19 protein-coding genes are annotated in these 21036 nt (G+C 73.8%); 16 read left to right on the top strand and 3 right to left on the bottom strand.

Annotated features, from left to right (window positions below; translation table 11 throughout):
• Positions 1-54 precede the first annotated feature (54 nt).
• From O7619_RS24545 to O7619_RS24535, 3 genes are read right to left on the bottom strand one after another with little or no spacing between them, the layout of a single operon-like run.
• A complete protein-coding gene (locus O7619_RS24545) occupies positions 55-771 on the bottom strand; it encodes a VTT domain-containing protein (RefSeq protein ID WP_282283656.1) in 717 nt (238 codons plus the stop codon).
• Complete coding sequence (locus O7619_RS24540) at positions 768-1490, bottom strand: glutamine amidotransferase (protein ID WP_282283655.1); 723 nt, start codon at positions 1488-1490, stop codon at positions 768-770. Before O7619_RS24540 ends, O7619_RS24545 begins: the two co-directional genes overlap by 4 nt.
• Entirely contained in the window at positions 1480-2727 is a 1248-nt protein-coding gene (locus O7619_RS24535) for a MurT ligase domain-containing protein (RefSeq protein ID WP_282288933.1), read from the bottom strand. The genes O7619_RS24540 and O7619_RS24535 overlap by 11 nt, the downstream gene beginning before the upstream one ends.
• Before the next feature lie 356 nt (positions 2728-3083).
• Here O7619_RS24535 and mraZ point away from each other — a divergent pair, with 356 nt between their 5' ends.
• The 16 genes from mraZ to O7619_RS24455 all read left to right on the top strand — a co-directional run bounded on the left by mraZ (position 3084) and on the right by O7619_RS24455 (position 21017).
• Entirely contained in the window at positions 3084-3515 is a 432-nt protein-coding gene (mraZ, locus tag O7619_RS24530) for a division/cell wall cluster transcriptional repressor MraZ (protein WP_282283654.1), read from the top strand.
• A gap of 204 nt (positions 3516-3719) precedes the next feature.
• A complete protein-coding gene (rsmH, locus tag O7619_RS24525) occupies positions 3720-4778 on the top strand; it encodes a 16S rRNA (cytosine(1402)-N(4))-methyltransferase RsmH (protein ID WP_282283653.1) in 1059 nt (352 codons plus the stop codon).
• Entirely contained in the window at positions 4775-5356 is a 582-nt protein-coding gene (locus O7619_RS24520) for a hypothetical protein (protein WP_282283652.1), read from the top strand. Before rsmH ends, O7619_RS24520 begins: the two co-directional genes overlap by 4 nt.
• 3 nt (positions 5357-5359) lie before the next feature.
• Positions 5360-7582, top strand: a complete 2223-nt coding sequence (locus O7619_RS24515) for a penicillin-binding protein 2 (RefSeq protein ID WP_282283651.1) — start codon at positions 5360-5362, stop codon at positions 7580-7582.
• Positions 7583-7634: 52 nt separating this feature from the next.
• Positions 7635-9197, top strand: a complete 1563-nt coding sequence (locus O7619_RS24510; protein ID WP_282283649.1) for a UDP-N-acetylmuramoyl-L-alanyl-D-glutamate--2,6-diaminopimelate ligase — start codon at positions 7635-7637, stop codon at positions 9195-9197.
• Positions 9194-10600: a UDP-N-acetylmuramoyl-tripeptide--D-alanyl-D-alanine ligase gene (gene murF, locus O7619_RS24505; RefSeq protein ID WP_282283648.1), complete on the top strand. Its 1407-nt coding sequence runs from the start codon at positions 9194-9196 to the stop codon at positions 10598-10600. The genes O7619_RS24510 and murF overlap by 4 nt, the downstream gene beginning before the upstream one ends.
• Complete coding sequence (gene mraY / locus O7619_RS24500) at positions 10597-11724, top strand: phospho-N-acetylmuramoyl-pentapeptide-transferase (RefSeq protein ID WP_282283646.1); 1128 nt, start codon at positions 10597-10599, stop codon at positions 11722-11724. Before murF ends, mraY begins: the two co-directional genes overlap by 4 nt.
• Before the next feature lie 231 nt (positions 11725-11955).
• Entirely contained in the window at positions 11956-13371 is a 1416-nt protein-coding gene (locus tag O7619_RS24495) for a putative peptidoglycan glycosyltransferase FtsW (protein ID WP_282288932.1), read from the top strand.
• Positions 13371-14477, top strand: coding sequence for an undecaprenyldiphospho-muramoylpentapeptide beta-N-acetylglucosaminyltransferase (murG, locus tag O7619_RS24490; RefSeq protein ID WP_282283645.1), 1107 nt, complete (start codon positions 13371-13373; stop codon positions 14475-14477). Before O7619_RS24495 ends, murG begins: the two co-directional genes overlap by 1 nt.
• Positions 14478-14510: 33 nt before the next feature.
• Entirely contained in the window at positions 14511-15992 is a 1482-nt protein-coding gene (gene murC / locus O7619_RS24485) for a UDP-N-acetylmuramate--L-alanine ligase (RefSeq protein ID WP_282283644.1), read from the top strand.
• Positions 15989-16807 (top strand): FtsQ-type POTRA domain-containing protein, encoded by an 819-nt coding sequence (locus O7619_RS24480; RefSeq protein WP_282283643.1) that lies wholly within the window; start codon positions 15989-15991, stop codon positions 16805-16807. The genes murC and O7619_RS24480 overlap by 4 nt, the downstream gene beginning before the upstream one ends.
• Positions 16808-17056: 249 nt before the next feature.
• Positions 17057-18172, top strand: a complete 1116-nt coding sequence (gene ftsZ / locus O7619_RS24475) for a cell division protein FtsZ (protein ID WP_135241281.1) — start codon at positions 17057-17059, stop codon at positions 18170-18172.
• 9 nt (positions 18173-18181) lie between these two features.
• Complete coding sequence (locus tag O7619_RS24470; RefSeq protein ID WP_282283642.1) at positions 18182-18928, top strand: YggS family pyridoxal phosphate-dependent enzyme; 747 nt, start codon at positions 18182-18184, stop codon at positions 18926-18928.
• 193 nt (positions 18929-19121) lie between these two features.
• Positions 19122-19835: a cell division protein SepF gene (sepF, locus tag O7619_RS24465; protein WP_282283641.1), complete on the top strand. Its 714-nt coding sequence runs from the start codon at positions 19122-19124 to the stop codon at positions 19833-19835.
• 28 nt (positions 19836-19863) lie between these two features.
• Complete coding sequence (locus O7619_RS24460) at positions 19864-20169, top strand: YggT family protein (RefSeq protein ID WP_091059628.1); 306 nt, start codon at positions 19864-19866, stop codon at positions 20167-20169.
• Positions 20170-20210: 41 nt separating this feature from the next.
• On the top strand, positions 20211-21017 hold the full coding sequence (locus O7619_RS24455; RefSeq protein WP_282283640.1) for a DivIVA domain-containing protein: 807 nt from the start codon (positions 20211-20213) through the stop codon (positions 21015-21017).
• Positions 21018-21036: the final 19 nt, after the last annotated feature.

The raw sequence follows: 21036 nt of genomic DNA, 5'->3' as shown, positions 1-21036 counted from the left end.
TCAGGCCGAGCGTGGCCTCGACCGCCGGTCAGCCGCTCGCCGGTGCCCGGCAGGTCAGCTCGGGCCGAGGCGGCGCTGTCGTTCGGCCCGCCACCAGCGGTGGATGATCAGCACGCTGGCGATCAGGCCGAGGCTGGCCGGGGCCGCGGCGTACCAGTTGATCGAACCGGGGCTGCTCACCGCCGCGCCGATCGCGGCGTAGCCGACGGCGGTGGGCGCGGAGGCGATCACGCTGCCGGCGAGGAACGGCAGCACCCGGGCGCCGGTGGTGCCGTAGCCGTAGCTGACCAGCCCGAAACCGGCGATCGGCAGCAGCCGGACGGTGATCACCCCGAACACGCTCTGCCGGGCGAACCAGCCGTCGAGCCGCGCCAGCCGGCCGCGGACCCGCTCGGCCACGAACTCACGGCCCAGCAGCCGGCCGACCGCGAAGCCGAGCGCCGCCGCGAGCAGCGCCGCGCCGAGCGCGTACGCGGCGCCCTGCACCGGCCCGAAGATGGCGCCGGCGGCAAGGGTGACGAACGTCCGGGGCACCAGGGCCACCAGCAGCAGCGCGCCGCCGACCACGGCCGCGACCGGGGCGTACCCGCCGAGCGCGTCGGCGAGCCGGGGCAGGTCGGCCGCGTCCGGCCGGGGCGCCAGCAGCAGCGTGACGGCGAACCCGGCGAGCAGCAGGAGCAACAGCCCGAACCGGCGCGCCGACGGCTGCCCGAGCAGCCCGGCGAGCCGGCGGGCCACCGGTCGCCGCCCCGGTGGGGCGGCGCCGGTCATGCCCGGGCGGCGGCGGTGACCGCGGCGCGGCGCTCGGACCGGAGCCGGTCGGCCCAGGTGTCGTCGAGCGGGGGGAGCTGGTGGATGCCGGTCGCCCAGCGCAGCAGCAGGTCGGCCAGGTCGGGGTTGCGGGCGAGCGCCGGGCCGTGGGAATAGGTGCCGAGCAGCTTGCCCCGCCAGGCGCCCTCGGTGGTGCCGTCGTTGCCGACCCCCGCGGTGACCCGGGCCAGCGGCGACACGCCGGGGCCGAGGTGGGTCCGCCCGCCGTGGTTCTCGAACCCGGTCAGGTGCGGGATGCCCAGCCGCGGGTCGACCTCGCCGGCCAGCTCGCCGACGGCCCGGGTCGGACCCCGGTCGGAGGAGAGGTCGAGCAGCTCCAGGCCGGCGCACCGGGTGCCCTTGGCGAAGAAGGAGGTGCCGAGCAGTTGGTAGCCGGCGCAGACGCCGAAGACCACCGAGCCCTGCGCCACCGCCCGGTGCAGGCCGCCGTCGGCGTGCAGGCGCTGGGCGCCGAGCGCCTGCGGACCGTCCTCGCCGCCGCCGATCAGGTAGATGTCGGCGGTGGCGGGCAGCCGCTGGTCGGAGCGGACCTCCAGCACCTCGACCGGCATGCCGCGCAACTGGGCCCGCCGGGCCAGGATCAGCGCGTTGCCCCGGTCGCCGTAGGTGGACAGCAGGTCGGGATAGACCCAGACGATGCGCAGGCTCTCAGTTGACACGGTCCAGCTCCGCTCGGATGTCCTGGAAGGCGGTGTAGTTGGCGATGACCTCCAGCCGGCCCGGCGGCACCGCGCGGACCGCCTCGTCGAACGTGCGCACGTGCCGGAACGGCACGCCGTTGACGTCGAGCCGCACCGCGAGGTCGTACGCCCGGTCGCCGGTGATCAGCACCTGCCGGCCGGCCAGCGGCGAGAAGTCGACGTCGAACAGCCATGACGTGTCCAGCCCGTCGGGGTCGCGCGCGTTGATGGAGAGCAGGGTCGGCGCGACGTCGGCCATGTCGAACGCCTCCAGCCAGCTCGCCGGGTTCTTCGCCAGCAGCAGCCGGATGTTGCGCCCGTCCCGCTGCACCTGGGCGTACCGGCCGGCCACCGAGGTGACCGTGCCGAGCCGGGTGACCGCGTCCACCGGGCGTACGCCGAACTCGGCGGCGACCGCCAGCGCGGTGGCCGCGTTGCCGAGGTTGACCTTGCCGGGAAGCTGGAGCTGGATCTTGTGCCAGGCGCCGGTGGGGTCGAGCACGCCGTCGTCCTCGACCGTCCACTGCGGTTCGGGGCGGCGCAGCGGGCACCCGGTGCACCACCACTGCCCGCCGGAACGCTGGATGGTGGAGCCGCACTCGGGGCAGACCCACGAGTCGTCGTGCCAGCGCTGGCCGGCGCTGAACCAGGTGACGTGCGGCGGCACGTGGCCCCGGGCCGGGTCGGCCGGCGGGGTGGCGGCCCAGACCACCATCGGGTCGTCGGCGTTGGCGACCACCCGCACGTCGGGGTGCCGGACCAGGGCGGCGCGCCAGAGCTGCGCCATCATGGCGACCTCCTTGGCCCGGTCGAGCTGGTCGCGGGAGAGGTTGAGCAGCGCCACCACGTGCGGCTCGGTCGCCTCCAGCACCTGGGCCAGGTAGTGCTCGTCCACCTCCAGCACGGCGTAGGGCGTGCTGCCGGCCTTGGCCAGCGCCGAGGTGTGCCCGGTCGGCATGTTGGCGCCGAAGGCGTTGGAGGCGACCCGGCCGAGCACGCCGACCGCGGCGGCGGTGAGCCGGGTGGTGGTGGTCTTGCCGTTGGTGCCGGACACCAGGGCGATGGCACGCCCGGCCGAGAGATGGGCGAGCAGGTCCGGGTCGATCTTGAGGCCGATCCAGCCGCCGATCACCGAGCCGTCGCCACGGCCCGCGGCCCGCGACAGCGCCGCGGCGGTGCGCGACACGGAGCTGGCCACCTTCGCCCGCATGGGCATCTTCGCGTCCGTCACCCGAGCGAGGTTACCGGACCACGTACGCCGCCAGATCGCCGCCGACGGGGAACCGTTCGGCCGGGGACGACACGGTGGACGGCCGGAGGACGCTCGCCCGGACGGTGGTGGTCGATGTCGGGTAACGGACCGTCGGCGGGGGGCGTCCACCCCCTCCACTCCGCCCCACCCGCATTGACGTGCGGTTTTACGCCGCGGATCGCCGCGCCGACCGGGCGATTCTGGTTGCAGGTGGAGGGAAGTGGAGTAGAGTGGGGCGCGATGGTGAGGCCGGGAGGGCCACACCGGCCCGGGGGGTCAGCGGCGCCGCGAACGCCGCTCAGGGCGAGGGGGTTGGGCCGATGTTCCTCGGCACCCACACCCCGCGCCTGGACGACAAAGGCCGGTTGATCCTGCCGGCCAAGTTCCGGGACGAGCTGGCGGGGGGTGTCGTGATCACCAAAGGGCAGGAGCGCTGCCTCTACGTCTTCCCGATGCCCGAGTTCGAGCGGATCGCCGACCAGTTGCGTGCGCAACCGATGACGAGCAAGGCGGCCCGGGCCTACAGCCGGGTCTTCTTCGCCAGCGCGCACGACGAGGTGCCGGACAAGCAGGGCCGGGTCACGATTCCCGGGCACCTGCGGTCGTACGCGGCCCTCGACCGGGACCTGGTCGTGATCGGGGCGAGCACCCGGGTGGAGATCTGGGACCGGGCGGCCTGGGAGGCCTACCTCGCGGAGAGCGAAGACGACTTCGCCGACATCGAGGAGGGGGTGCTGCCGGGCGGTCTGTAGGGCGTGACGGCGCCCGACGTACTGCGAGATCTCCAGCCGCTTTCGAGTTCCTGGCACCCCTTCCCCGGTGCCAGGCGCACGATCCGACACGGAGGGCCGCGGCCTCCGGCGGGCGGGGAGCGGATGGGGATCTGGCGGTATGGCGAGGCGTCGTGGCGACGACGGACACGTGGACGAGACGGGTTTCGAGCAGTGGGGGTCGACATGGGGGAGCTACGCGGCACGCACGTGCCGGTGCTGCTCGAGCGGTGTCTCGAGCTGCTGGCCCCCGCGCTGGGCCGCCCCGGCCGGACCGTGCACGTCGACGCCACGCTCGGCCTGGCCGGGCACGCCGAGGCGGTGCTCACGGCGCACCCGGACACGGTCCTGATCGGCCTGGACCGGGACACCGAGGCGCTCGCCCACGCGCGGGTCCGCCTGGCCCGGTTCGCCGACCGGGTGCACCTGGAGCACGCCGTCTACGACGAACTGCCCGAGGTGCTCGACCGGCTCGGTTATCCGGCGGTCGACGGCGTGCTGTTCGATCTCGGCGTCTCGTCCCTGCAACTCGACGCGCCCGACCGCGGGTTCGCGTACGCGCAGGACGCGCCGCTGGACATGCGGATGGACCAGACCCGGGGGGTGACCGCCGAGGAGGTGGTCAACACCTACTCCCATCCGGATCTGGCCCGGCTGCTGCGGGTGTACGGCGAGGAGAAGTTCGCCGGGAAGGTCGCCTCGGCGATCATCCGGGAGCGCGAGCGCGCCCGGATCACGTCGTCGGCGCGGTTGGCCGAGCTGGTGCGGGAGGCGATTCCCGCCCCAGCCCGACGAACGGGCGGACACCCCGCAAAGAGAACGTTTCAGGCTTTACGGATCGAGGTAAACAGAGAACTGGCAGCGCTGGAGACGGCGTTGCCGGCCGCTCTGGACAAGCTCACCGTGGGCGGCCGCATGGTGGTCCTGTCCTACCACTCGCTGGAGGACCGGCTCACCAAGCAGGCGCTCGCCGATCGGGTCCGCAGCAAGGGCCCGGTCGACCTCCCGGTCGAACTGCCCGGGTCGGGCCCGACGTTCCGGCTGTTGAGCCGGGGCGCCGAGCTGCCCGGGGAGGCGGAGGTGGCCGCGAATCCGCGAGCCGCCTCGGTGCGGCTGCGGGCCGCGGTTCGGCTCGATCCGGAGGCGACCCGGCAGGAGGGTACCGACCGCGAACGGTACCGCCGCCGGGTGAAGGCGATGCACCAACCGGGGAACGGCACGGACGAAGAGGGGGAGGGGACATGAACGTCGAGAAGCGCGACGGCCGGGGGGCCGTCGGGCAGCGCGCACCGCGGTCGGGGGGCCGGACCACGGCGCAGCGCACCACGCGAGACACGACGACGACGGCCGGTGGTCGGGAGGGGACCCGCGCCCGGGGGACGCGCGACTACCCGACCGAGGGCAGCGCCGCGCTGCGTCCGGCCGAACGCAGCCGGACCACCGCGCCGGCGACGCCGCGGCTGCGGGTCGCCCCGCCGCCGCCGATCCGGGTGCCGCGGGCGCCCTTCGTCGGGCTGATCCTGGTGCTCGTGGTCGGCGGGGTGCTCGGCATCCTGGCGGTCAACACCAAGATCAACGAGAACGCCTTCCGACTGGAGCGGCTCCAGCAGCAGCAGGCCAAGCTCGACGTGGACGAGCAGGAGCTGAAGAAGGAGATCGCCGACCAGGAGGCGCCCGGCAACCTCACCGCCAACGCCCGCAAGCTGGGCCTGGTCGAGTCCGCGGACCCGGCCTACATCCGGCTGCCGGACGGGGAGACGATCGGCGTCCCGCACCCCGCCGAGGGTGGGACGGCGGACGGCCAGCAGGGCAACGGAGGCTGAGCGATGCCGCCGAGATCGGACGAACCGCGCCGGGACCCCACGGGCTCCCGGCGCGGTTCGTCGCGTGGGGCCGAGTCGCATGGGGCCGAGCCGCGGGAGCCGGGCGTCGGGGGGATCTCCGACGCCCGCGCGTACACCCCGCGCGGGCGGACCATCCGCGAGGGTGGCGCCGAGCAACGGCGTACCCCCCGCAGCAGCCGGTCCGGCGATCCGTTCCGACCGGCGTTGCAGGTGCTCGACGGCGGCCGGGTCACCCGCGCCGGCCGCCGGGAGCCGGCCGCGGCCGGCGAGAGCGCCCGGGCCGGCCGTCGCGCGCCGGCGACCGGCGGTCGCGCCGGCGTGGTGCGGACCGTCTCCGCCCGCCCGGTCCGGGAGCCGTTCGACGACGAGGAGGACCCGCCGCCGCGGCGCCGGCCCGGGCCGCGCCAGCCGGCGGCCCGCCGGCCGGTCCGCAAGCCGCGCCGCCCGCCCCGGCTCGGCGACCCGGGCCGGCGGCTGCGCCTGGCCACGGTGCTGGCGCTGGCGATGTTCGCCAGCATCGGCGTCCGCCTGGTCTACCTACAGACCGCGAACGCCCCGGCGTACGCCGACGGCGGCCTGTCCAAGCGGGTCGCCACGGTCGAGCTGCCGGCGCCACGCGGGGCCATCCTCGACCGCGACGGCCAGCCGCTGGCGCACAGCGTGGAGGCCCGGTACGTCTTCGCCGACCCGACCGAGGTCAAGGACCGGGACGCGACCGCGCGGGCGCTCTCCCCGCTGCTCGGCGTGCCCGCCTCGAAACTGGCCGACCGGATGAAGCCGAGCAAGCTGCCCGGCACCGAGACCGACCTGCAGTTCGTCTACCTGGCCCGGGGTGTCGAGATCGGCACGGCCAAGCAGATCGTGGCGCTCGACCTGGCCGGCATCGGCGTGCACCGGGACGAGCGGCGTGAGGTGCCCGGCGGCGCCCTGGCCGCCAACATGCTCGGCTTCGTCAGCCCGGACATGAACGGCCTGGAGGGGCTGGAGGCGAAGTACGACGACCTGCTGCGCGGCGTGGCCGGCAAGCGGACCTACGAGGTGGGTCAGGGCGACCTGGCCGCGCCCATCCCGGGCGGCTACAGCCGGACCACCAAGCCCCAACCGGGCAGCTCGCTCCGGCTCACCATCGACCGGGACCTCCAGTTCATGACCCAGCGGATCCTGGCCAAACAGGTGGCCCAGGCCAGGGGCAGCGTCGCCGCCGCCGTGATCATGGACGTTCCCACCGGGGAGGTGCTGGCCCAGGCCAGCCACCCGACGTACGACGTGGCCGACCCGACGAAGGTCGACTCGCCGGCGGACCGGGACGACAAGGCCACCAGCTTCGTGGTGGACCCCGGCTCGATCCACAAGGCGATCACCTACGGCGCCGCCCTCCAGGAGGGCGTGATCACGCCGGACACCACGTTCCCGGTGGCCAACACCGTGGTCCGGGGCGGCGTCACGTTCGAGGACACCCACCACGCGGACGGCCGCGTCATGAGCATCCCGGGGATGCTCGCCTTCTCGTCCAACATCGGCACCATCGAGATCGCCGACCGGCTGGGCAAGGAGCGGCTGATCGACTACCAGAAGCGGTTCGGGCTGGGCGAGCCGACCGGCGAGGGACTGCCCGGCGAGGCGTCCGGCCGGCTGCTCCCGGCCGACGAGTGGAGCGGCTCCGCGTACGGGTCGGTGCCGATCGGGCACAGTGTGGACGCCACGCCGTTGCAGATGGCCGCCGCGTACAACGCCATCGCCAACAACGGGACGTACGTGCAGCCGCACCTGATCAAGGAGACGATCGGGCCGGACGGCACCCGGACCCCGGCCGCCGCGCCGACCACCCGCCCGGTCCTCAGCCCGGCCACCGCCGCCGCCCTGCGCCGGATGCTGGAGGCGGTCACCACCGTCGACGGCCCGGACGGGCGGGCCACCGGCCTCGCCGCCGCGGTGCCGGGCTACCGGGTGGCCGGCAAGACCGGCACCGGCCTGCGCTACGACAACGGCAAGCAGCAGCCCGGCGAGGTCGGCTCGTTCATCGGGATGGCCCCGGCGGAGAAGCCGCGGTACGTGGTGGCGGTCTTCGTCTGGAGCCCCGGCGGCGAGGGCGGGGCGGTCGCCGCGCCGGCGTTCCGCGAGATGATGGGCTTCACTCTCCACCACTACCGGGTGCCGCCGTCGCGCACCGACACGGCCCCGAAGTTCGAGGTCTTTCCGCGCTGAGCGGGCCCGGCGGGACATCATCGGTGAGTGGCGACGAACCACCGGGGCGGCTGTGCGGTCGGAACCGGACGACCGGGTAGGGTCTGACGCCGTGCCCGGCAATCCACGTCCCGCCACCGTGCTGCCCGTCCGGCTCGGCGACCTCGCCGCCCGCCTGTCGGTGACACCGCCGGACGCCGTCGCCGACGTGCCCGTCACCGGGGTCACCCACGCCAGCCAGGAGGTCCGCCCCGGCGACCTGTACGCCGCCCTGCCCGGCGCCCGCCGGCACGGCGCGGAGTTCGCCGCCGCCGCGGCCGGCGCGGGCGCGGTGGCCGTGCTGACCGACCCGGCCGGGGTGCCGCTGGCCGCCGGCGCGGGCCTGCCGGTGCTCGTCGTCGACGACGCCCGGGGCGTGCTCGGCGACGTGGCCGCCACGGTCTACGGCGACCCGACCGCCGGGCTGACCGTGATCGGGGTGACCGGCACCGCCGGTAAGACCTCCACCAGCTACCTGATCGAATCCGGGCTGCGCGCCGCCGGGCACGTCACCGGCCTGGTCGGCACCGTGGAGACCCGCCTCGGCGACCTGGTGGTGGACAGCGTCCGGACCACCCCGGAGGCCACCGACCTGCACGCCATGCTGGCGGTGGCCCGCGAGCGCGGGGTGGACGCCGTGGTCATGGAGGTGTCCAGCCACGCGCTCGTCATGGGCCGGGTCGGCGGCGTCCGGTTCGACGTCGGCGGCTACACCAACTTCGGCTCCGACCACCTCGACTTCCACGCCGACGAGGCGGACTACTTCGCCGCCAAGGCGCGGCTCTTCGACGGCCGGTGCCGGGTCGAGGTGCTCAACCACGACGACCCGGCGCTGCGCCCGCTGCGCAAGCCCGCCACGGTCACCTACTCGGCGGCCGGCGACCCCACCGCGACCTGGTGGGCCGACCGGATCGACGGCGAGGGCTACGCGCAGCACTTCACCCTGCACGGCCCGGAGGTGCCGGCGCTGCCCACCGGCGTGGCGCTGCCCGGCCGGCACAACGTCGCGAACGCGCTGCTTGCCGTCGCCACGCTCGTGGCCGCCGGCGTCGACCCGGTGACCGCGGCGCGCGGCGTGGCCGACTGCGGCGGCGTGCCCGGCCGGCTGGAGCTGGTGAGCGGCGACGCCCCGGTGCGCGGCGTGGTCGACTACGCGCACAAGGCGAATGCGATCGAGGCGGTGCTGACCGCGCTGCGCGGCCTGACCGACGGCCGGCTGGTGTGCGTGCTGGGCGCCGGCGGCGACCGGGACCGGGGCAAGCGGCCGGTGATGGGCGACGCGGCTGCCCGGGGCGCCGACGTGGTGCTGGTGACCGACGACAACCCGCGTACCGAGGATCCGGCCACGATCCGGGCCGAGGTGCTGGCCGGCGCGTACGCCGCGGCCACCGCGGCGCGGATCATCGAGGTGCCCGGGCGGCGGGCGGCGATCGAGGAGGCGGTCCGGGTGGCCGAACCGGGTGACGTGGTGGCGGTGCTGGGCAAGGGCCAGGAACGCGGTCAGGAGATCGGCGGCGAGGTGCTGCCGTTCGACGACCGGGTGGAACTGGCGGCGGCGCTGCGCGCCCGCTTCGGCGACCCGGTGGGTCAGCGGTGATCCCGCTGACGCTGGCCGAGGTGGCCGCCGCGGTGGGCGGGCGGCTGGCCGACGCCGACCCGGACGCCCGGGTCACGTCGACGGTGGAGTTCGACTCCCGCAGGGTGACCCCGGGCGGGCTCTTCGTCGCGTTCCCCGGCGAGAAGGTGGACGGCCACGACTACGCGGCCGGCGCGGTGGGCGCCGGCGCGGTCGCCGTGCTCGGCACCCGGCAGGTGCCGGGCGTGCCGATGGTGCTCGTCGACGACGCGCTCGACGCGATGGGCCGGCTGGCCCGCGCGGTGGTCGACCGGCTGCCCGGGCTGACCGTGATCGGGTTGACCGGCTCCTCCGGCAAGACCACCACCAAGGACCTGATCGCCCAGTTGGCGGTCCGGCTCGGCCCGACCGTGGCGCCGCCCGGTTCGTTCAACAACGAGCTGGGGCACCCGTACACGGCGTTGCAGGCGACGCCGGAGACGCGCTACCTGGTGATGGAGAAGGGCGCCCGCGGGGTCGGTCACGTCCGCTATCTGTGCGACGTGGTGCCGCCGCGGATCTCGGTGGTGCTCAACGTCGGCGTGGCGCACCTCGGCGAGTTCGGCTCGGTGGAGACCATCGCGCTGGCGAAGGGTGAGTTGGTCGAGGCGCTGCCCGCCGACGGGCTGGCGGTGCTCAACGCCGACGATCCCCGGGTCGACGCGATGGCGGCGCGTACCCGGGCCCGGGTGGTCCGGTACGGCGAGTCGGCGCAGGCCGACGTGCGCGCGGAGGACGTGACGCTCGACGGCCGTGGGCGGCCCTCGTACACCCTGGTGACGCCGGAGGGGCGCGCGTCGGTGCGGCTCGGGTTGACCGGCCGGCACCAGGTGTCCAACTCGCTCGCCGCCGCGGCGGTCGCCCGGGAGCTGGGGCTGCCCCTGGCCGACCTGGCGGCGGCCCTGGGTGAGCTGGGTCTGGTCTCCACCCGGCGGATGGATGTCTTCGAACGCCCCGACGGGGTGGTCGTGATCGACGACTCGTACAACGCCAACCCGGCGTCCACCGGCGTGGCGCTGCGCGCGTTGGCAAGCATGCGGGGCGAGGGGCGTACCGTCGCGGTGCTCGGCTACATGGCCGAGCTGGGCGACTTCGAACGGGAGGGACACCAGCAGGTCGGCCGGCTCGCGGCCGAGTTGGGAGTGGACCGGCTGCTCGTGGTGGGCGAGCCGGCGGCGCCGATCCACGAGGGCGCGACAGCGGTAGGCAACTGGGGAGGAGAGTCGGTGCTGCTCACCGATCAGGCGGCGGCCGTCGAGGTGCTGCGGAGCGAGCTGCGTCCAGGGGACGTGGTGCTGGTGAAGGGCTCCCGGTATCGGACCTGGGAGGTGGCCGACGCGCTGCGCGCGGACGCCCGGGAGGCGGCGGAGGGCGGCGCCGCATGAGGGCGGTCATCGTCGCCATCGGCGTCGCGTTCCTGATCTCGCTGTTCTGCACCCCGATCGCGATCAAGGTGTTCGCCCGGCTGAAGGCGGGCCAACCGATCCGCTCGAACCTCGGGCTCGCCAGCAACGAGGGCAAGAAGGGCACGCCGACGATGGGCGGCGTGGTTTTCATCCTGGCCACGGTCATCGCGTACGTCGCCGGGCACCTGGCCCTGACCACGCTGCCGGACGCGCAGATCGCGCAGGTCGAGCCGACCATCACGGCCCTGGTGCTGCTGGGGCTGATGGTGTTCTCCGGCGCGGTCGGCTTCATCGACGACTTCCTCAAGGTCCGCAAGCGGCACAGCGGCGGTCTCAACAAGCGGGGCAAGCTGGCCGGGCAGATCCTGGTGGGCGCCGTCTTCGGCGTGGTGGCGCTCTATTTCCCGTCGAGCATGACCGACGTCGGCGGCAACGCGACGAACACCGAGACGGTGGGCAGCACCACGCTGAGCTTCATCCGGGACATCCCGGCGCTGGAGATCGGCAAGGTCGGCGCGGTGATCGTCATCATCATGGTGGTGATGGCGGCGACGAACGGCGTCAACCTGACCGACGGGCTGGACGGCCTGGCCACCGGCGCCTCGGTGATGGTGCTCGCCGCGTACGCGCTGATCGCGTTCTGGCAGTACCGGCACTGGTGCGCGGACCCGAACTACACCGAGGCGTACTGCTACACGGTGCGCGACCCGCTGGAGATCGCGCTGATCGCCGGCGCGGCGGCCGGCGCGTGCGTCGGTTTCCTCTGGTGGAACACCTCGCCGGCCCGGATCTTCATGGGTGACACCGGCGCGCTCGGGCTGGGCGGCCTGATCGCCGGCATGGCGATGTCCACCCGGACCATCCTGCTGCTGCCGATCCTGGGCGGGCTCTTCGTGATCATCACGATGTCCGTGGTCATCCAGATCATCTCGTTCCGCACCACGGGCAAGCGGGTGTTCCGGATGTCGCCGCTCCAGCACCACTTCGAGCTGGCCGGCTGGAGCGAGGTCAACATCGTGGTGCGCTTCTGGATCATCGCCGGCATCGGGGTGGCGATCGCGTTGGGCCTGTTCTACAGCGAGTTCCTCGCCGCGGTCAGCTAGGTGTGAGGAGGGGCCCCTTTTTAACAGACGTCTGTTAAAAAGGGTCCCCTCCTTCAGATCCGACACGCCGACCGCGCGGTTGCGCCACGGGCCGGCGGGTCGAGCCGCCATGATGGGCGGGTGGGGGAGGGACGAGACATCCAGGTCAGCAGCGACCCGCCGGTCCGCCGTGCGCCCGCGGCCACGCCACCGGCCGACCCGCCGGCCGCGCGCTGGGACCCGGTGGGCGGCCTGGCCGCGCTGCGTGGCCTGCTGGCCCGACCGCTGGCCTCCTACTACCTGCTGCTCTCCAGCGCCGGCCTGCTGCTGCTGATCGGCCTCACCATGGTCTTCTCGGCGACGAGCGTGCGGGACTACGCCGAGGGCGGTGACGCCGCCGCCTCGCTGACCAAGCAGACCGTGTTCGCGGTGATCGGCGTCGGCGCGTTCTGGGCCTGCCAGCGGCTGCCCGCGCGCACGTTCCGGGGGGTGAGCCGCCCCGCGCTCGGCGTGGCGGTGGCGCTGCTGCTCCTGCTCAACCTGCTGGTCGCGTTGGAATCGCTGTTCGGCGTGTCGTCCATCGGGCCGTTGAAGGGCGAGCTTCTCTCACTCTCCCTCGGCCCGGTCTCGCTTCAGCCGGCCGAGGTGGCCAAGTTCGCGCTGGTGCTGTGGGGCGCGCACGTGCTCGCCCGCAAGGGCGCCAAGCTGGGCTGGTGGCGGGACCTGGCCACGCCGCTGTTCCCGGTGGTCGGCCTGCTCTTCGTGCTCGTCGGCTTCAACGACCTGGGCAGCATGCTCTGCCTGGTGGCGCTCGTGGTGGGCCTGCTCTGGGCGGCCGGCGTCCGGGGGCGGGTCTTCGCCGCGCTCTCCACGATCGGCCTGGTCGGGATCGGTCTGCTGGTCGCCGCCGCCTCGCTCGGCGCCGGCTCCGGTTCCCGGGACGCCGACAACTACCGGCTGGGCCGGCTCACCATGTGGCTGAACCCGCCGGATCCGCAGACCTGCATCGAGCTGAAGCTGGAGAACTGCTACCAGCCGATGATGGCCCGGTACGCGATCGGCAACGGCGGCTGGTTCGGCGTCGGCCTGGGCCAGAGCGTGTTCAAGTGGGACTGGCTGCCCGAGGCGCACAACGACTTCATCTTCGCCATCATCGCGGAGGAGTTGGGCGTGGTGGGCTGCACGGTGATCCTGGCGCTGTTCGCCGTGCTGGCCTACACCGGGATGCGGATCGCCCGCCGGGTGGAGGATCCGTTCCGCCGGCTCGCCGCCGCCGGGGTGACCGCCTGGCTGGTCGGGCAGGCCGTGATCAACATCGGCGGGGTCACCGGGCTGCTGCCGCTGACCGGCGTACCGCTGCCGTTCATCTCCGACGGCGGCAGCGCCCTGGTGGTGACGCTTGCCGCGATCGGCATGCTCGCCTCCTTCGCCCGCGCCGAGCCGGACGCGGCCCGGGCCCTGAACGCCCGTCCGCCGGCCCGATGGGTCCGACTAGTGTGGGCCCCGTTGCCGCCGCTTCCCGGCCGGCGCCGCCGACCGGCGCCGCCCCCGGCGGACCGAGGGCCCGTGCCCCGGTCCCGCCAGCGTCGGCGCGACGATCAGGCCGCGTCCCGCGGCGCCCGGTCCGACCGGGCGCGCGCCGGCTCGGCGAACGAGAGGAGACGCTGATGGGTCCGCTGCGTTCGGTGGTGCTCTGCGGAGGGGGTACGGGCGGGCACATCTACCCGCTGCTCGCCTTCGCCGACTGCCTGCGCCGACACGACCCGAGCGTCCGGATCACCTGCCTGGGCACACCGAAGGGGCTGGAGAACGAGCTGATCCCGCCGGCCGGTTACGACCTGCGGCAGATCCCGGCCTACCAGCTTCCCCGGTCGGTGAACATGAGCCTGGTGCGCACCCCGGACCGGATGTGGAAGGCGGCCCGCGCGGCGGGCAAGGTGATCGACGAGGTGCGGGCCGACGTCGTGGTGGGCTTCGGCGGGTACGTCTCGGTGCCCGGCTACCTGGCCGCGTGGCGGCGCGAGCTGCCGATCGTCATCCACGAGGTGAACGTGCCACCGGGTGTGGCCAACCGGATGGGCATGAAGTTCACCAAGAACGTCGCGGTCGGCTTCCCGCACCAGCCGGTGCAGGCCGAGGCGCTGCGCGACGCCCGGGTGGTCGGGGTGCCGCTGCGCCGCGGCATCGCCGGGCTGGACCGGGCGGCCCTGCGGGACGCCGCGCGTGCCCACTTCGGGCTCCGCCCCGACCTGCCGGTGCTCTTCGTGGCCGGTGGCTCGCAGGGCGCCCGCTCGATCAACCTGGCCGTCTCCGGCGCCGCCAAGGAGCTGGCGCGCAACGGCGTGCAGGTGCTGCACGTGATCGGCGCCCGCAACGAGCCGGTCTCCGTCCCGTCCGACCTGCCGGTGCCGTACGTGACGCTGCCCTACCTGTCCGAGATGGAGCTGGGCTACGCGGCGGCCGACCTGATGCTGGGCCGGGGCGGCGCGATGACCTGCGCCGAGGTGGCCGCGATCGGCCTGCCCACGATCTACGTGCCCTATCCGCACAGCAACCAGGAGCAGAAGCGCAACGCGCTGCCCGTGGTGGAGGCCGGCGGCGGGCTGCTCGTCGACGACGCCGAGGTGACCCCGGCCTGGGTGGAGCACGCGGTCATCCCGCTGATCCGGGACACGCAGCGGCTCTGGGCGATGAGCCACGCCGCGGCCGGCTACGGCCGCCGCGACGGCGACGTGGCGCTGCTGAACTTCGTCTACGAGGCGGTTGCCCGCTGATGCGGGCGGCCCCGCGACGGGAAGGTACCTGACATGAACACCGCGCAGTTCACGCCCGCCGGCACCATGACCGCGGAGGATCTGGGCCGGATCCATCTGATCGGGGTGGGCGGCGTCGGGATGGCCGGGCTGGCCCGCCTCTTCCTCACCCGTGGCCTGCCGGTCTCCGGCAGCGAGTTGCGGGAGTGGCCGTCGCTGACCGGCCTGCGGGCGCTGGGCGGGACGATCCACTCCAGTCACGAGGCGGCCAACCTCGACGGGGTGGACACCGTCGTCTACTCCTCGGCGATCCCGCAGGACCACCTGGAGATGGTCGAGGCGCGTCGCCGGGGCCTGCGCGTGCTGCACCGGTCCGAGGCGCTCGCCGCCGCGATGACCGGCCGGCGCACGGTGGCGGTGGCCGGCACCCACGGCAAGACGTCCACCACGTCGATGGTCACCATGGTGTTGCAGCAGGCCGGCGCCGATCCGTCCTTCGTGATCGGTGGCGAGATCTCCGAGGTCGGCTCCGGCGCGCACCACGGCACCGGTGAGCACTTCGTGGTGGAGGCGGACGAGAGCGACCGCTCCTTCCTCATCTACCGCCCGTACGTGTCGATCATCACGAACATCGAGGCGGACCACCTCAACACCTACGGCGACCTGGCCACCCTGGAGGCGGCGTTCGCCGAGTTCGCCCGGCTCACCGACCCGGACGGTTTCGTCGTCACCTGCGCCGACGACGCCGGTGGCCGGCGACTGGCCGAGACGCTGCGCTCCGCGGGGCGTCGGGTCTGGACGTACGGCGAGTCCGCCGACGCCGACCTGCGGATGAGCGACGTGGTCTCCTCGGCACGGGGCGTGCGCTACCTGGCCGAGATCGAGGGCCGGTCGCTGGGCGAGATCCGGCTGCCGATCCCGGGCCGGCACATGGCGCTGAACAGCGCCGCCGCGGTCCTCGCGGCGTACCTGCTGGAGCTGCCGGTGGCGGCGGCGGAGGCCGCGCTCGGCGCGTTTCCCGGCGTGCGGCGGCGCTTCGAGCGCAAGGGCGTCGCCGACGGCGTGCTCGTCTACGACGAGTACGCCTACCACCCGACCTCGATGACGCTGGCGCTGCAGACGCTGCGCGAGGTGGCCGGCGACGGCCGGCTGATCGTGGTCTTCCAGCCCTACCGGCTCTACCGCACCCGGGACCTCCAGGCGGAGATCGCCGCCGCCCTCGGCATCGCCGACGAGGTGGTGCTGCTGGAGGTCTTCGGCCCCGGCGAGCAGCGCGGTCCCGGCGAGGGGTCGGCCGCGCTGATCGCGGCGGTGCCGCTGCCCGCGGACCGGAAGGTCTTCGTCGAGGCGTGGGACGACGTGCCGGCCGAGGTGGCCCGCCGGGCCCGCGCCGGCGACGTGGTGGTGACCATGGGCGCGCCGCCGATCTCGCTGATGGGTGACCAACTGCTGGACGCCCTGGTGGCGCGGACCGGCGGCGCCGCGGCCCCGGGCGTCGGCGTCGACCCGGACGGCGCGGCGGCTGCCGCCGGATGAGCCCCGGCCCGGCCCGCGGACGCCCGGGCGGCCAGGACGGCGGGGCGGGGCGGCGCAGCCCGGTCCGGCGCTGGCAGTTGGTGCGGGCCGGCGCGGACGCCGTGCCGCCGTCCACCCGCCGTTTCATGGCCCGGGCCCGGCAGCGGCGGATGCGGGCGGCGCTGCCGTGGGCGGTGGCGGCGGCGGTGGTCGCCGTCGCCGGCCTGGTCGCCTGGACCGTGCTCGGCACCGGGCTGTTCGGCGTCCGCGACGTGCGGGTGGTCGGCGCGCGGCTGGTCACGCCGGTGGAGATCCGGGACGCCGCGGCGGTGCCGGACGACGCGCCGTTGGCCCGGGTGGACCTGGCCGCGACCGCCCGCCGGGTCGGCACGCTGCCGCCGGTGGCGCGGGCCACGGTGGAGCGGGAGTGGCCGTCGACGCTGGTGATCCGGGTGGTCGAGCGGGTGCCGGTGGCGGCGGTGCCGCAGGGGGAAGGGTTCGCCGTGATCGACGCCGCCGGCGTGGTCTTCCAGCGGCTGGGCCGGGCGCCCGACGGGCTGCCGCTGGTCCGGGTGGTCCGGCCGGGCCCGGACGACCCGGGTACCCGGGCCGGCCTGGCGGTGCTCGCCGCGCTCGGTGAGAAGGTGCGCGCCGAGCTGGTCACGGTGGACGTGGCGGGGTTGGCCCGGATCACGTTGCGGCTGCGTGACGGCCGGGAGATCTTCTGGGGCGACGCCTCCCGCAGCGCGGACAAGTCCTCGGTGGCCACCGCGCTGCTGCCGCGCCGTGCCGACCGGATCGACGTCAGCGCGCCGGACGTGGTCACGTTCAAGTGACCGGCGGGTCAGTGGGCGGGACGTGGTGTCCCTGGTCGCTCGGTCGGCGACACGCCGAAAGGGGTCCTTGGCTCCTGGCGCGGCGGCGCATACGTTGCCCCGAAGAGATCAGTGGTTGACATAACTCTAAGCCTCTAGTAGAGGGTTAGGGTTCTCGTCGCGGAGGGGTTCGCCGGAGTTGCTCCGCCGCTGGTCCGGCCAAGCCGTGTGGGGTCGGCCCATGCCAATCTCGAAGGGAAAGGACCGGAGATGACACCTCCGCACAACTACCTGGCGGTCATCAAGGTCGTCGGCATCGGGGGCGGCGGCGTGAACGCCGTCAACCGGATGATCGAGGTTGGGCTCAAGGGCGTCGAGTTCATCGCGATCAACACCGATGCGCAGGCGCTGCTGATGAGTGACGCCGACGTCAAGCTCGACGTGGGCCGGGAACTGACCCGGGGCCTGGGCGCCGGCGCCAATCCGGACGTCGGGAAGAACGCCGCCGAGGACCACCGCGACGAGATCGAGGAGGTGCTCAAGGGCGCCGACATGGTCTTCGTGACCTGCGGCGAGGGTGGCGGCACCGGCACCGGCGGCGCGCCCGTGGTGGCGAACATCGCGCGCAAGCTCGGCGCGCTCACCATCGGCGTGGTCACCCGGCCGTTCTCGTTCGAGGGCAAGCGCCGCCAGGTGCAGGCCGAGGCGGGCATCGAGGAGCTGCGCAACCAGTGCGACACGCTCATCGTGATCCCGAACGACCGGCTGCTCGCGCTCGGCGACCGCAACATCTCCATGATGGACGCGTTCCGCACCGCGGACCAGGTGCTCCTCTCCGGTGTCCAGGGCATCACCGACCTGATCACCACGCCGGGCCTGATCAACCTCGACTTCGCCGACGTGAAGAGCGTGATGAGCGGCGCGGGCAGCGCGTTGATGGGCATCGGCAGCGCCCGGGGTGAGAACCGCGCCGTCGAGGCGGCCGAGGCGGCCATCTCCAGCCCGCTGCTGGAGCAGAGCATGGACGGCGCGCGGGGGGTGCTGCTCTCCATCGCCGGCGGTTCGGACCTCGGCCTGTTCGAGATCAACGACGCGGCGCAATTGGTCACCGACGCGGCCCACCCGGATGCCAACATCATCTTCGGCGCGGTCATCGACGACGCCCTCGGCGACGAGGTGCGGGTGACCGTGATCGCGGCGGGCTTCGACGGGGGTACGCCGGCCTACAAGGCGGTCGAGCCGCCGCGCAAGAGCAACCAGAACCCGCCCGCCCAGCCGAACGCGCCGGTGAGCCCGCCGGCGACCATGCCGGCCCCGCAGCAGCCGTCGCGTCGGGTGCTCTTCGACGACGTCGACGTGCCCGACTTCCTCAAGAACGGGTCCTGAGCCGCGCCGATGACCGACTCACCCATCGCGGTGCGACCCGAACGTCGCGCCGAGCTCGCGGCCGGCCTGGCCCGGGTCCGGGCCCGCGTCGCCGACGCCTGCGTGGCGGCCGGCCGGTCCCGGGACGAGGTGACCCTGGTCGCGGTGACGAAGACCTACCCGGCCGCCGACGTGGTCGCGCTGGCCGGGCTCGGGGTGACCGAGGTGGGGGAGAACCGGGACCAGGAGGCGGCGCCGAAGGCGGCGGCGGTGGCCGACGCCGGGGCAGCGCCGCGCTGGCACTTCATCGGCCGGCTGCAGCGCAACAAGGCCCGTTCGGTGGTCCGGTACGCCGACGTGGTCGAGTCGGTGGACAGCGTGCGGCTGGCCGCCGCCCTGGACGCCGCCGCGACAGGTGTCCGGGATCGGCCGTTGGACGTGCTGGTGCAGGTCAGCATCGACGGTGACCCGGTTCGGGGCGGGGCGCTGCCGGACGCGGCCGACCCGGAGCGGGGGCTCGGTCCGGTGGCCGCGGCCGTGGCCGGGGCGGGCGGGTTGCGGCTGGCCGGTCTGATGGCGGTGGCCCCGCTGGGCTGGGAGCCGGATCGGGCGTTCGCCCGGCTGGCCGAGGTGGCGGCGGTGCTGCGGGCCGACCATCCGGGCGCGACGGCGCTGTCGGCGGGGATGAGCGGCGACCTGGAGAGCGCGATCGGTCACGGCGCGACACATGTCCGCGTCGGCAGCGCGTTGCTCGGCATGCGTCCCACGCTGGGGTAGCCTGGCCGCGACGGAAGCAAATTACATCAGTGTTGTTCAGGACGGCGTTCCCGTAGCCGGGGGCCGTGGCGGGCGGGCCGCGAACCGCACGTCAGGGGATTGCCGATCCGGTCCGGTGGGCATGATCGTCCACTCGTGATCAGGCGACACGGCACGGGGGCGCGTGCCGCATGGCGGACGGAAGGGCGCGGGGATGGGTGCACTGCGCAAGGCGGGGGTCTGGCTCGGTCTCGTCGAGGAGGACGACGAGCGGGCGTACGAGGACGGTGGCTACGACAAGGGTGGCTACCGTGACTCGCGCTACCGGTCGAGCCGGTACGCCGAGGAGTTCGCCGACGAGGACGACGAGGAGCCGGAGGAGCCGCCGGCGCCCCGGTCCCGCGCCGGCGACCGGGGTCGGCTGGCCGAGCGTGCCACGAGCCGCGGGGTCGACACCGACCGCGCCGACACCGATCGCCCGGAGCGCGCCGACCGGGCGGAACGCGCCGAGCGCGCCAGCGTCCGGTCGATCACCCGCTCCTCCGCCGGCGAGACCTCCGGCGCGCTGACCTACCACACCCGGGACAATCTCGCCCTGGCGCCGCAGGCGTCGCCGCGTGAGCGGGCGGTGGTCCCGGAGGACGAGCAGCGCTACCAGATCACCACGTTGCACCCGACGACCTACCGGGAGGCGCGGACCATCGGCGAGCACTTCCGGGACGGGGTGCCGGTGATCATCAACCTCACCGAGATGGACGAGGCGGACGCCCGCCGGTTGGTCGACTTCGCCGCCGGGCTCGCGTTCGGTCTGCGCGGTACGATCGAGCGCGTGACCAACCGGGTGTTCCTGCTCTCACCGGCCAATGTCCAGGTCACCGCGGAGGACAAGGCCAAGATCGCTGAGGGCGGCTTTTTCAGTCTGAGCTAGCCCGCACGACCGAGGGACGTCGCCTGCCGTGTTGTCGATCTTGTTCCAGGTGCTCTACCTGCTGCTCTACTTCTTCCTGCTCGTCCTCTTGGCGAGATTTGTTCTCGGTGCCGTGCTGGCCTACGGTCGCCGCTGGCAGCCGGGGCGAGGCGCATCGGCAGGACTGGAAGTCGTGTGGAGCGTCACTGATCCGCCCCTGCGAGCGTTGAGGCGTGTGATCCCACCTCTGCGGATTGGTACCGTGAGCATCGACCTGGCTTCCCTTGTGCTCCTGGTTATCCTGTTCGTGCTGATGGAGTTCGTGTTACAGCGTCTGATCGTGGCGTTTGCCTGACCAGAGCGCTTTCGCGGCCGCAACTGACCCGAGGAGTTTCGATGCCGCTGACCCCGGCCGACGTCCACAACGTCGCCTTCAAAAAGCCGCCGATCGGCAAGCGGGGGTATGACGAGGAGGAGGTCGACGCCTTCCTGGACGAGGTCGAGCGTGAGCTGGCCCGTCTGATCGAGGAGAACAACGAGCTGCGTGCCCAGGTGGAGCGCGGCGGTCGGGGTGGCGCGCCCGCCGGCCCTGGCGGCGACGCCCGGCTCGCGGCGGAGCTCAACGACGTCAAGGCCCAGCTCGACCGCGTGCAGCGCGACAAGGCCGCCGCCGAGCAGGCGGCCCGGGCGATGCAGGCCGAGCTTGAGCAGGTCCGCACCCAGGGTGGCCCGGCGGGTGTCACCGGTGACGGCGAGCAGCAGGCGCTGCGGGTGCTCATGATGGCCCAACGCACCGCCGACGACCACGTCTCCGACGCCCGGCGCGAGGCCGACAGCCTCCTCTCCGAGGCCCGGTCCAAGGCCGAGGAGGTCACCCGCGAGGCGCGGGCCAAGGCCGACGCCCTGGAGCGGGACGCCCGCCAGCGGCACCAGGAGGCCATGGGCGGCCTGGACGCCAAGCGCACCGCGCTCCAGAAGCACATCGAGGAGCTCAAGCAGTTCGAGCGGGAGTACCGCACCCGCCTCAAGGCGTACCTGGAGAGCCAGCTCCGTGACCTCGACGGTCGCGGCCAGGGCCTCGAGGTCGAGATGAACCGCGCCGAGGGCAACCGCGCCGCCGGTGGCAACAACGGCCTCGCCGCCGCCGGCCTCGCCGGCTCCTACGGCGGCGGTCGCGGCGGCGCGCTCGAGTCCGGCCGCTGATCCCATGTCGGTGGCCGTC

The organism is Micromonospora sp. WMMD998, from assembly GCF_029581235.1.
Taxonomy (GTDB): Bacteria; Actinomycetota; Actinomycetes; order Mycobacteriales; family Micromonosporaceae; genus Micromonospora.
This window is presented reverse-complemented; position numbering and strand designations above follow the sequence as displayed.